Source organism: Paenibacillus montaniterrae (assembly GCF_018403185.1).
Taxonomy (GTDB): Bacteria; Bacillota; Bacilli; order Paenibacillales; family Paenibacillaceae; genus Pristimantibacillus; species Pristimantibacillus montaniterrae.
In genome coordinates this window covers 12,130-24,539 of sequence record NZ_BOSE01000015.1, presented here as the reverse complement: position 1 = coordinate 24,539, position 12,410 = coordinate 12,130, and the positions used below count along the sequence as shown (strand labels likewise).

General features: G+C 45.3%; 10 protein-coding genes and 1 tRNA gene. 6 read left to right on the top strand and 5 right to left on the bottom strand.

Annotation, left to right across the window (positions count from 1 at the left end; all coding sequences use genetic code 11):
- Positions 1 to 9: 9 nt before the first annotated feature.
- Both KJS52_RS25405 and KJS52_RS25400 read left to right on the top strand, forming a co-directional pair.
- A complete protein-coding gene (locus KJS52_RS25405) occupies positions 10 to 567 on the top strand; it encodes a hypothetical protein (RefSeq protein ID WP_213520163.1) in 558 nt (185 codons plus the stop codon).
- Between the two features lie 275 nt (positions 568 to 842).
- The gene (locus KJS52_RS25400; RefSeq protein WP_213520161.1) at positions 843 to 1,181 is read left to right on the top strand and encodes a DUF3139 domain-containing protein; all 339 of its coding nucleotides are present in this window, start codon (positions 843 to 845) and stop codon (positions 1,179 to 1,181) included.
- A gap of 31 nt (positions 1,182 to 1,212) precedes the next feature.
- Here KJS52_RS25400 and KJS52_RS25395 read toward each other — a convergent pair whose 3' ends face one another.
- A complete protein-coding gene (locus KJS52_RS25395) occupies positions 1,213 to 2,127 on the bottom strand; it encodes a class I SAM-dependent methyltransferase (protein ID WP_213520160.1) in 915 nt (304 codons plus the stop codon).
- Positions 2,128 to 2,471: 344 nt separating this feature from the next.
- Between KJS52_RS25395 and KJS52_RS25390 the strand changes: the two genes are divergently transcribed.
- Positions 2,472 to 3,587: a DUF418 domain-containing protein gene (locus KJS52_RS25390; protein ID WP_246563947.1), complete on the top strand. Its 1,116-nt coding sequence runs from the start codon at positions 2,472 to 2,474 to the stop codon at positions 3,585 to 3,587.
- Here the strand turns inward: KJS52_RS25390 and KJS52_RS25385 are convergent.
- Positions 3,574 to 4,422, bottom strand: a complete 849-nt coding sequence (locus KJS52_RS25385; protein ID WP_213520156.1) for an alpha/beta fold hydrolase — start codon at positions 4,420 to 4,422, stop codon at positions 3,574 to 3,576. The genes KJS52_RS25390 and KJS52_RS25385 overlap by 14 nt on opposite strands.
- A gap of 367 nt (positions 4,423 to 4,789) precedes the next feature.
- Here KJS52_RS25385 and hisD point away from each other — a divergent pair, with 367 nt between their 5' ends.
- Both hisD and KJS52_RS25375 read left to right on the top strand, forming a co-directional pair.
- Positions 4,790 to 6,121 (top strand): histidinol dehydrogenase, encoded by a 1,332-nt coding sequence (gene hisD / locus KJS52_RS25380; protein ID WP_213520154.1) that lies wholly within the window; start codon positions 4,790 to 4,792, stop codon positions 6,119 to 6,121.
- 179 nt (positions 6,122 to 6,300) lie between these two features.
- Positions 6,301 to 8,517 carry a methyl-accepting chemotaxis protein gene (locus tag KJS52_RS25375; RefSeq protein WP_213520152.1) on the top strand — a complete coding sequence of 739 codons (2,217 nt, stop codon included), beginning with the start codon at positions 6,301 to 6,303 and terminating at the stop codon, positions 8,515 to 8,517.
- Between the two features lie 182 nt (positions 8,518 to 8,699).
- Here KJS52_RS25375 and KJS52_RS25370 read toward each other — a convergent pair whose 3' ends face one another.
- On the bottom strand, positions 8,700 to 9,056 hold the full coding sequence (locus tag KJS52_RS25370) for a hypothetical protein (RefSeq protein WP_213520150.1): 357 nt from the start codon (positions 9,054 to 9,056) through the stop codon (positions 8,700 to 8,702).
- Positions 9,057 to 9,240: 184 nt separating this feature from the next.
- Between KJS52_RS25370 and KJS52_RS25365 the strand changes: the two genes are divergently transcribed.
- Positions 9,241 to 9,316, top strand: a tRNA-Ala gene (locus KJS52_RS25365).
- 593 nt (positions 9,317 to 9,909) lie between these two features.
- Here the strand turns inward: KJS52_RS25365 and KJS52_RS25360 are convergent.
- A complete protein-coding gene (locus tag KJS52_RS25360) occupies positions 9,910 to 10,788 on the bottom strand; it encodes a TetR/AcrR family transcriptional regulator (protein WP_213520148.1) in 879 nt (292 codons plus the stop codon).
- A 120-nt stretch (positions 10,789 to 10,908) separates the two neighbouring features.
- Positions 10,909 to 12,360: an alpha/beta hydrolase family protein gene (locus tag KJS52_RS25355; protein WP_213520146.1), complete on the bottom strand. Its 1,452-nt coding sequence runs from the start codon at positions 12,358 to 12,360 to the stop codon at positions 10,909 to 10,911.
- Between the last annotated feature and the right edge of the window lie 50 nt (positions 12,361 to 12,410).

The following is a 12,410-nucleotide window of genomic DNA, read 5'->3' as shown; positions in this document are numbered from 1 at the left end:
AGTGGTTTTATGAAGTTAATGAAAGACGTATTTATGCTATTATTTGTAGGTATTCTATTTTTAACATTTTCTCCTATTACATCTGCTGCAGACTATCCTGGAACAAATATAGACGTTGAAGTTGGAGATGTTATATATTCCCCTAAAGGCAAGTCTACCTTCTTTGCAGGGCATGTAGCGATAGTTGGAACAGATGGATATATTTATCATGCATATCCTGATTCAGACGGAAAAAGAAGAGATACAGTCAACAGTTACTTTAATTTGTTTGATGATGGTGATGAGTTTCAAATACTCAGATCTAACAATATTGATCCAGAGTCAGCTGCAGAATTTGCTGAAATAATCTATGACCTTATAGATACCTACACGGTACTGAATATAAATTTAATAGATTTTGATGAAAATTATTGTTCAAAGTTTATTTGGCAAGCATATTTTTATGGTTCAGGTATGGTGACAGATATTACTGGTCAAGGGTTACAATATAATGATCAGGCATGGATATATCCTAACGATATTAGGGATTCTAATGAATTCGATACAGTAGTTACATTTGAAAAATAGAAGAACTCGGATTGCCGATTAAGGCAATCCGTTTCTTATTTTAGTGATAATATGACTAAACCAATATATTGTATGTTTTTATTCTAAGTCCGTATTAATTTGCATTAAGCCTAACGATTTAGTTCTAACAATAAACAGAGAAAATCAAAACTGATTTTGTGAGTGTTCTCTGTTCCAGCCTAAATATACCTATAGTTAACTACGTTCAACTTATGTTAAAATGGGAGTAATATCCAAAATTCATGTTTCTCAAAAACCGTAAAGGTGTGAATCAAATGCTGAAAAAAATTTCAATAGGAATTAGTATTACAGGATTGCTTATTATTCTAGGCATCGTGTTTGCAATAGCTTATATTAATTTTCAACTAACTGATTTGGAAAAGCGAACGTACGCTTATTTGACCGAACAAAAGAACTATGAAAAGTCTGACATATTAACAGTAAAAGCAAGGCTGAAAAAGCTATCGCGATGGACAGCAGAGGTTGTGTTTGCCGACGAGCCGCAAGTTACTTACGATTACAAGCTTGTAAAAGGCGAAGGGCTAATTCAGATAGGTGCTTCAGATCCTGATATTGATAATTGGAAAGAGTACCAGCATAAGCATCTTGAGTGAAAAACGTCTTCAGCTTTAAAACGCAGCGCGCTTACCGTTTCACCGCCAAGCAATAATTTACATTGTCGAACGCCGTAATCGGATGCTGCGGATTGCTTTGATTATAATGCTGGAATAGCTGATCGGTAATTTCCGCTGGTGTTAAATGCTCATAGATGAGCCAGCCTGCTTGCTCCAACACCGACTCCAGCTCCAAGTAGGCATAGCTGGCCTGCATCGGCTCTCCTGCGCTTGCCGCCATCATCACCTGCTTTTGCGCTCTGCTTCCAGCCTGAGGCGTAAAGGTCAGCTCATCCGGGTAGTCAAACACAATACTGCTTCCAGCAGGCATAATATGAGCTAACGCTGTTAGCAGCTCTCTAAATGCTTCCTTCGTTAAGTAGTAGCTAATGCCAAGCAAGCTGGCAAAGCTGCGAGTCGATGCACTGTAATAGCTGTTAGCAAGCAGCTTTTGTGTCCAGCTGCTGTCATTGAAATCAGCGGCAATCAGCTGCAGGTTTGCAGGGGCATCCCATTGCAGCCTGGAAATTCGACTTTGCTTGTCTGCTGCCGTATCAGGGTGGTCGATTTCAAAGATGTGGAGCTGCTCGGCCCAAGTCGGCTGACGATAAGCAAACGTATCATAGCCTGCCGCCAGTATTAAATATTGTCTAGCACCAAGCACTGCTGCCTGCTGCAGCGCCCGCTCTGTAAATGCGGCTCTCCCTAAAGGAGATGGAGATAGTTGATTGTTTACAACATAACGCAATGCGTCCTGCTGTGAGCCGGAAAAGTCAGGCTGGAAAAATTGAATGGCTCTGCACATATTGCTGGAAATAGCGTCGTATTCCTGTTCCGTCATCACCTGCTTGGCAAGCGAGTCCTTAAAAATAGCAGTCTCGTAGTGCTCCGCATGGTATGCTCTTGCAAAAGCGCTAACAAGAGCGGTTAAGCTTGTATTTGCCATCTTGTATCACCTCATTGCTAGTTATAACATGGTGAGATACAATAAACACTACTTGACAAATTGATTAAAGTATGGTATAATATAGGTTGTAATTTATAATAGTTCAGAAAATCGTCACATTTATGGGCGGTTTTTTTGCTTTTAAAAAGGATTATTCCTGAAATTTAAATGGCATATTTTACGACTTGTTTACAGCTTTCACAAACTTTAGTGACATCTGACCGCTATAGTAGAAACAGCAAACCATCGCTCGTTGACAGAGAGGAAACGATGGAAATTGTATGTGTAAGCTATTAGGAGGAATAAAGTTGTCAATCAATGTTATACAACGCTCACAGAGGAAAATGTCGGGGGCAGGCCGTCTTGTTGCGCTTGATGCTGCGCGAGGGTTGGCTGTTGTCGGCATGTATTTGCAGCACTTTGCGCTGAATGAGACGAATGCTTCGATTGTCTCAGGAAACACAACATTGCTGTTTGTGCTATGCGGCGGTATTTCCTACTCTATTATGGCAAAGCGCATGATGGAGCGAAACAAGGAGGAAGCTGCAGAGGAAAAGTCATTCCGAACAAGAATGCTGGCGCGTGCTCTGTTTATTGATATTGTTGGTTATTTGCTTATTATGCTGAATACTCCGTTTGGCGTTATTTTGCCGGCCTATGCGGGGCTATTCGTGCTGGCATTGCTGCTTGTGCGCTGCTCGACGCGTGTGCTCACGATAACTGCAGCGGCGTTGCTCATCATAAGTCCGCCGCTTATGCTTCTTGGAGGCAGCTATCTTTCAGGAGCGTTTCTGCTTCGCGATATCGCAGGTGGTCCGATGTCTGCACTTGCGCTTGCTCCTGCTTTTGTTGCTGGAATGGCGCTTGGTCGTATCGATTTGACCAAGCTGCGTACCGCACTCGTTCTAATTGGGAGTGGTGCGATTCTGCTTGCTGTCAGCAAGCTGCTGGAAGCTTTTGTGCTTCCTGAACTGAGCCGTTCCTTCGAAGAATGGCTGGTGAGCGTCCAAGGAACGGCCTACACTCCGCCTGATCCGTATGCAATTTGGCCGTTCAATGTAGATCCGCCGCTTTGGCATATGCTATTCTGGACAGCTCCTCATAGCGCGTCAACGTTTCAGACGATGCTGGGGCTGGGAGCTGCATTGCTGGCACTTGGATTAATTTGCCTTGTATCGCGATTATCGACCTTCGTGCTCCAGCCTTTCGCAGCAGTTGGACGAGTGGCGCTCACAATGTACGCTGCCCAGTTCGTCGTGATATGGGGGCTTCAACTAGCTGGAATCGAGCCAGGTCTGGGTGGAATTCCCTTTGGTGACCTGCTCGTTGCAGCTGTGACGCTGTTAACAGGCTGGCTAATTGCACGGCTTCGCAACGGTCCGCTCGAGGCATTAATGCGACGCTTCGATCAGGCGTTTTATAATTCTCGACAGAAGCCTACAGAGGTCATTCGAGCATAGTAAAAATCTCTTTTATAATAACGTCTGGCTCGCTGTATGGAATGAGATGTCCAGATTGCGGAGCTTCCACCCAGCGAGCGTTTTTCAGGCGAGCGACGGTTTGTTGATGAGCGGCAACTACGGATGGTCGGATTTTTCGCTCCAGCCATGTCGTTTTCGTTCCCGAGATGACACATACTTCGATTGAACCAAGCTCAGGAGGCTGCTCCTTTAGCAGCTTCAGCTCCGTAAGGAATTGAGCAGTTTCGGCAGCTGCAGTGCGAGCGGCTTGAACAGTAAAATCCTCTTTGTGATGATCGGCTGTCACATCTGCCGGCTGTACGCTGCCAGGCTTGCCGCCGACAGCTCGATAAAGCCGGGTATGTGCTAACATCGGAATTAGATAGCGGGAAGAAGAGAACTGCATTTTCGAGGCATAAGAAAAATATAGCTCGCAATGCTCATCGGACTGATCAACGAGTACAATGCCGCGAATCCGCTCTGGAGAAGCTGCCGCCGCTGCGCGCACAATGGCTCCTCCCCAGCTATGTCCAACCAATACGAAAGGACCTGGACCTAATGCGGTCAGCAACGCATTCAAATCGCCTGCCATAGCGCGGAGGGTTCTTGGAGCAGGATCGGGCTCGCTCCGGCCTGTGCCAGCTCGATCATATACGACAGCTCGTACTCGCTCGCTAACGACAGGCTGCACCAAGCCCCAGGTTGAGCGAGAAAATCCAAGCCCGGATTCAAACACTACTGTAGGATTGCCCGAGCCTTTTTCCATATAATGAAGCTTGCGTCCATCTTGCAAGGCTATAAATTTGCTAGTGCCAAAGGAATGCATATCGTTCATTTCATGTCCCCCAGTCATAGAGTGATACTTTAATGATAACCGATTGAGAAAATAAAACTAGGGTCTTCATCGTACTAGTTGTGGACAGTAAAATATATTTCTGGAAGTCGTTTACAACATGCGTGGAGAAATCTATAATAGATGCAAGCATGGTTGAGGAGGAATTGCGATGATTCGTTTCAACAACAAAACTGTAAAATCCTATAACCATCATCATTTTTAGGCGTTTGTATTGCGGTATGTCCGTAGATGCAAACGCTTATTGGCGTTGTACCTGCGGACCTTGCTTATTAGAGTCATGCAGGTATTTTTGTACCTGCATGGCTCTTTTTGCTTTAAACTCATTAAAAAATTGGAGGTAATCAAGATGCAGTATTCAAGTATTGTATTCGAAATCCCAAAACAAAAGGAACTGCTTTATGAACGCTTCAAGTCTCACAAAACACTTTTTGATCGCAAGGTGTTGAGTGGCGTGCTAGATATTTTCGACAAGGTAGCAGAATATGGCGACGAGGCCGTTAAAGCCTTTACGCAGGAGTATGATCAGGTCGAGCTTGAGCAGCTGCTTCTATCTCAAGGGGAGGCTGATGCATATGTTGCTGCTTTGTCTCCGTCACTGAGAGCTGCTATCGAGCAAGCGATTGAAAATGTGCGAGCTGTCAATGTTGAGCTGCTGCCTAAAACGTGGGAGCGGCAAATTAGGCCAGGCACAGTAATCGGCGAGCATGTTTCAGCGCTTGATTCGGTTGGCATCTGGATTCCTGCGCGAAAAGGACCGCTGCTTTCCACTGCTATTATGCTGGTTACGGCAGCCAAGGTTGCAGGTGTGAAGCAAATTGTTGTTGGCATGCCGCCATCGTCGGATGGTTCCGGAGATGTTGGAACAATCGCGGCAGCAAGGCTTGCGGGGGCGGACCAATTTGTCATTGGCAACGGTGTGGCAATTATTGCGGCATTTGCTCAGGGAACAGCCTCTATTAGTGAGGTTGACGGGATTTATGGACCGGGGCCAGGAGGCATTGCTGCTGCAATGAGCGTAGCAATGACCTATGGCAAAAAAAGCGTACTAGGCATCGGTCCAACAGAGAGCATGATTTTTGCGGATGCATCAGTCAATCCGCTGCAGCTGGCTTATGATTTGATCAATGAAGCAGAGCATGGACCGGATTCCTCGTCGATACTAGTTACCACCTCAGAGGAGCTCGCGGTTGAGGTAGAGCAGCAGCTTTGGCGGCTGGTTGAAAGGGTTGACAACAAACGGCAGCAATATTTGAAGCAAGTTTTTAGTCCTTCGGGCAAAGGAGCAATTGTGGTGGCAGATTGCATAGAGACCGCATGCGAGCTTATAAACTGGGTGGCGCCAGAGCATTTAATGATTGCAGCGAAACCAGCAACAGAAAGCGACGTGTTAGCACGCATACGGCATGCAGGCGAGATTCTACTTGGCGCCTATACGCCGTTTTCAGCAGCCAATTATGGCATCGGCATTACGGCGGTTTTACCGACCAATCATTATGCGAAAGCTTTCTCGGGCATTACCTGCAAGGATATGGTGAAGCATTCCACCATCGGCAGGCTGAGCAAGGAAGCGCTGCAGCAGCTAAATCCGCTCATTCAAGAGATGAGCAGCTACGAGCAGCTGCCCTGCCACGGAAAAGCTGCACAAATTCGCTTAAACGATCTGCTAGCGAATCAATGATCATTGATCACTTCATAACATAATAATGAAAGTAGATGTAACGTTTTGTGTTATGATCATAAAAATTTATCTTATTAGTACAATTATCCCATGTGAAATCGACAAGAATAGGACGTTGCTGTATAATTTGTCGTAGGAAAAATGTCATTAAATGTAATATTATATAGGTGGGGATGCTTATGTTTGATTGGCTAGGATGGAAGAAGGGATTTCCGCTTTGGATTTCCTGGCGCTTGAATCGACACACACATGATGATGTGAGCGATATTTTCGAGGGCATCGCCCAAACGCGAAAAGAGCTGCTGCAGGAATGGGCCGAGCTGTATTGGAGCTATTTGGATCGAATATTAGGGCAGATGCAGCCTGAGCTTGAACAATCGAACACTATTGCACGGGATCGCTGGGAGCAGGTATTCGAGACAGTACGCGCGCGTGCTGCTGATTTTTCTGAGCTATTCGTGCTTAACCTTGAAAATGAAGTGGTAGCCTCAACCTATGCCGCACATTATGGCAAGCGGTATCAGCAGGATAGCGTTATAGCAAAAGGGTTGGCCTATGCCAATCAGCAACAGGCAGGGCAAAAATGCTTGTTTGGTCCTTATGCCGACCCGCTAACCTTGGAAATTGGCCCGAGCACCTCATCCTTTCACGATGAAATGACGCTGCTGTTTATTGCTCCGATAACTGTACATGGCGAACGCATTGGGCTGCTCTGCGGCCGAGTGCCTGGCGATGTCGTGGGAGATTTGATTCAGCGCGAATCAGGCCATATTTACCCTGATTCAGGCGATAACTACATTTTTATGGCTAAACCGCTTTTGAACACGCATATTTTGCCTGGCACAGCCTTGTCGCGCAGCCGTTTTGAGGATCAGACCTTTGCCCATGGAGATAATTTGAAGGCTGGTATTCCTACAGATTGGGGGATCGTCAAGGTAGAGAAGCATACCGAGCTGGAAATTATGTTTACCGATCCTGCCACGGGCGAATTGCATCCCGGGGTAGCCAATACAATCCGCAACGGCAGTAATTTATTTGTGGCATTTCCGGGCTATTCGGACTACCGCCATATTCCCGTTATCGGTAAGGGAATTACCTTTCAATTGCCGCATTGTCCTGATCTATGGGGGATGATGTGCGAGGGGGATCTTGAGGAGGTTTACCGCAATCGCGGCATTAGCTGGCGCATGACCAGACTGCTTGTCCCATTGCTCATGATGATGGGGGTGCTGTCAGCGCTGGCGGCAGGGCTCAGCAGTTTGTTTGGGCTTGCTTCGCCTGCTGCAATCGCTGGCGTTACCGCTGCCGTCAATGTGCCGCTTATTATCGTGATTGCACTTCTCATAAATGCGAAAGTTACAAAGCCGATGAGTGAGCGCTTGTGGGAAATAAACCGATTTATTCGCCGTAATGCGGAAGGCAAGGGAGATTTGACGCAGCGCTTGAAGACAGATGCTTTTGCAGGAGATGAAGTAGGCGACCAAGCAAAATGGCTCAACAATTTTATCGACTCGCAGGAAGGCATTATGATCCAGGTTAAGCAGGCAGCGGATGATGTGCGTATGAATCAGACCGAGCTGCATGAATCAACGGGCACGACTGCCAAAACAACTCAGCGGGTAAGCAACCGCGTAGAGAAAATGCTGGGCGGCATTCGCAAGCAGCTGCAGGATTTGGACGCAGCCAAGGATGTAGTCGGCGATATGAAGGAAACATTGCAGCAGCTTGAGCAGCATGCCGCTCAGCAAATTGCTGTTGCCAGAGAAGAAGTAGAGAAAATCGGCGGCAAAATGTCGAATATTGCCGTGCAGGTATCCACTACGAATCAAACGATTAACACCTTTGTTGAAACAACAAGGAGCATTGAAGGCGTGCTGCACATTATAGAAGGCATCTCCTCGCAAACCCATCTGCTGGCGCTGAACGCCTCGATTGAAGCTGCGCGAGTAGGTGAGCATGGTAAGGGCTTCGCAGTCGTTGCTTCTGAAATTCGCAAGCTTTCCGAGAGCACCCAGCAATCCGTGGCGCAAATTCAAGCGATCATCGAGCAAATTTATGCGGGAGCCGTCAATGCACAGCATTCGATGGCTGAGGGCAATCGGGTCGTGTCCGAGGGAGAGCAGCTCGTGGCGGCAGCGTCGCAATTGCTGCGCCAAGCCAATGAAGGTGATGATCAGAAAGCGAAAATTGTAGATGAGGTCGTCCTGCTGATGGAAAATATTACAGCAGTTAGCATGGGCAACCGCAAGCTATCTTCCGAGGCAGAGGAGCAGGTTTCCCAATTAAAGCAGGACTTTTTGCATGTGCAGCAAACCTCGCAATATGTGGAGTCCATCGCGGCGTTTTTGCAGCAGCTAATGGGGCAATTCCGACTTAACGAGACGAAGCGTCGTTAATGGGAGGTAAACCCAGGTTAATGGGACGAAAGTGAGTGAGCAGCCTGCATGCTTAGCGATCAGCTAAAAATCAACGGGCTGCAGGCTGATCTATAAGCACTCTGTGAAGCAGCAAGAGGAAACCTATGCAAACATAGCTTGCCGGTCAACCTCTTGCTGCTTCACCAAAGCTTATTTAAGTTTTAGGAGCTGGACTCAGAAGAGCCTGAGCTTGTGGAAGGAGAGGAAGAGCTTGCTGACTCAGTTGATGCACTGCTTTCACTGTTTTCATATTGCTGCTGAGCAGCTTGAGAAATTTGTACAATATCCCCGTCTTCATTAGTTTCTTCTTTATCCTCCTGCTTGGCGGGCTCTGCTTTAACCTTTGGTATACTAACCATCAACTGATTTACGCGTTCCCCTTCCATTTCTTGCTGCAACGCTCTAAGCAAAGCTCTTCTTTCAGCTGGAGATCCACCACTTTGCTGGATTTGCAAGAGCTGGTCCAGCCTTGACTTGGAGTTTTGACCACTATTTGAGCTTGCCACTGAAAAATTCATATCGAACATCCTTTCTTGTTAAAGTAATATATAACTGTCTTAAGTTATATCGGCATATATGGACTAAATTTACAGCTTGCTATTCAGATTCTTATTTTCCTCAAGAGTCTGATCAATGGATTTGCAAATATGTACTTCGCAAATGCAAAAAGATTTGCTATAATATGAAAGTCACAAATAATTCGGGGCCTTAGCTCAGCTGGGAGAGCGCATCGCTGGCAGCGATGAGGTCAGGGGTTCGATCCCCCTAGGCTCCACCAAACATAAATGTTAAACGCGCCAATTGAAGGCGTGTTTTTTGATTTTGGTCGAGCCCTAAAGGAGGCGAATCCCGGGGTTCAGTCCGTGCGAAGGGTGTGGAAGTGCTTCGAAGCATCTTCTTTAAACGAACAAGCACGACATCTGAATCTACCGCTAAAGGTCTTCGTCAAGTTGGCTTGGTTAGCCTACAGTCAGGATTTGGACATGTCCCAAGGCTCTCCTTTAATTAGCATACAAGTGTTTTTGATTGCCTTGATCGCTCTCCCATTAACTCAGGTGAACGTGTTTTCATCTAAGAATGCTAGGAAGAAATGAACCTTAGAGTAGGAGCCGGGCAGGCTTCTGAATATACCACACATTTGCCGAATTTCGTATGTTATTAGTTTTTCTTCAATATGCATTTTTTTGATTTACTCTTCAACAATTTCCTCCCATTTGCTTTGAGGCATAGAAGACTAGCCGACTTATCAGTGCTATTATGGTCATAATTGAAACTGATAAACGTTCTTGGATGCGACGACCCGCATGCTCGGATCTGTGAGTTAGACCTATACGCAAGCGCATAGGCCTACTCGATTTGGTGAAGGTAAGGCTATATTGTTTTTGGCTGAATTTGACTTGTGTAAAAGCGCAGCTCATTCTCAGATGATAGATCACGTAACAGCGCTTGGATTAAAAAGTTCCTTGGGCGTTCTTTGGTGAACTCTTCCCGCAGCATTACCACTACCTCAGCCAAGTCTTTTTTTCTGCTATTCGTAATCGATAGATCCGGGATTATCGATTCGATCATATCCATTAATGCGGCTCGCCGTAACTTTTGTGTATGCGTGAGTGCTTCTAAATTAATCATGGAATATTCCTTCATAAGTTCATCGGTGAGCAGGGGACGGGGAGGACGTTGTGCCAGTCCCTCTACAAAATCATCCATTCGTTCAGCAATAAAAACAGTTAATTCCTTTTGAGCAAGTGGTTTGAATCCAAACAATAGATGAAAGGTATACTCTCGAATCAAACCATTAAATATGGCTGTAGCATCCCATTTCCATTCGGATATCGCATTTCCATAATGACGGATTAAGATATCTTGGTAATACCGGAACATATTCAATTGGAGTTGATGAATGACAGCTCCGATTTTATCACTGTTTGCCGGTGGGAGTTCGTTGTAATCACGCGAAATATAATATCCATGATTTAAGAAAAATTCCAACTGATAAGCGATCTCCTCAAGAAATGTTTCCCTACTTGGCAATTTTCTTTCACGAATTTTCTCCACAGCATCAATCATATCTTGCTGCCGCTTCTCCAGAATACTGATATACAATTCTTCTTTGGAGTCATAGTATTTATAGATTGACCCTTTTGCGATGCTGCAATCATCTGCGATATCTTGAATCGACGTAGCTTGGTATCCTTTTTCAGCAAATAAACGAATGGCCGATTGTAATATTTTTTCTTTTAACAAGCTCATAGTACGGCCTCCTAAACGATTTATACATAAAGCCAAATTCGACATGAAACAGAATCAGGTTATATTTATTTACATAATATCGTTATTCGAGGAACTAATTCAGGATTTTTAAATGATCGCTCAATCATGTACCAACTCAATATCCGGATATTTTTCCGAGAGTCGATCCATTTCATTATTTAGGGCACCTTTGAGATACTGATCAAAAAAAGCAACACTTACCTCATTAATAATACGTTGAACCAATCTTGGATCTTCTCCCTGGTTAGGCAATAACGGGGAAAATAGATGGAAGTCCGTAAAACTCATATGGGAAGTATGCGGTATCGTCATTGTATATCCGCCTCCTTGTAGAGCATTCGTCCGTCTTCTCACCGTTTCTTCCCAGAATTCTTCGTACTCCTCTTTTGTTTTACCACTCTGAGCTATTGCTTGATCCAGCTTATTGTCGAATTCCGATTTATCGATGCTTTTTTCACCGTTCATCTGTAGATATGGTTTAGTCAGTCCGGTGCTGGGCATAGGGTCTCCATATAGGGTTCCATCCATATTGATAGCGGCCTTGATACGGGAATCCTTCAGCAGCATCTGGGCGGCTGTGGCTCCGCCGTAAGAATGTCCAAACATTCCGATTCGGTCTAAATCAAGACGGCCGGTAAAAAGTTCCTGGTCATCTTGTTTATTCAACTGTTCAAGTTGATCCAAAATAAAGGATACATCTTCGGTCCATAGTGACATGTGTCTATCCAGCGCTTCAAAACCTGAAGGGCTAGGCATTTTTATTAAAATTTCTCGGCCGTCCGGGTAGACCGTTGCAGCCGCATCGTAGGGATGGTCGATTCCTACAACGATATAGCCATAACTGGCCAGCTCTTCAACCTGGAAGGTATTCTGACCGCGAAAGCCCGTCATACCATGAGAGAAAATCAAGACCGGATATTTTTGCTCTTTTGAAGACAGTTGAATATTGCTATAAGCATGAGTCTTAACAAGACCCAGATGGCTTAGCGTCCAAGCCGGGAATGACAGCGCTTGTTCCAGACCTTGCGTAATAGCAGATACATCGCGAATGTAAGGTACGGTTTCCTCTGTTGATTCTTGCTCGGAAGGATACCAGAGCTGCACCATCAGCTCGCGGTGATCCGTTGAATCGGCAGAGTATTCATCAGGCCGTTCATTGTCAACAAAGTGATATAGTGTTGTTCCTACAGAATAAGGACCCTGAGGTTGATTTAAGGTAAACACAGGCAGCAGGACAGGTAGTGCGACCATGACTGACGTGTAGAGAATCAACATGGTGGTCCATAACGAGGCTATGAAATATTTCCTGCTTCTGGAGCGTTGTTGTCTATCTTGTTTTCTGAAAATGATACTAATCGTAAGTATTACCGAAGCCGCATAACAAGGTGTCATTTGCCAACGGAAATCCCCCACGATAATCTGTACGAGCGTTACGGCGTATAGAGCGATTAACGAGTAAATCAGCCATCTTTTTTTTGTCTTTTGTCCCCAAATGGTGGCTAATGCTAATACGATAATGAAAATAATGATAACGATTTCTCCGAATCTCAAGAAAGTTCCTCCTATGTTTAACGACTACGGTCGTTTCTTTTATAATTGAA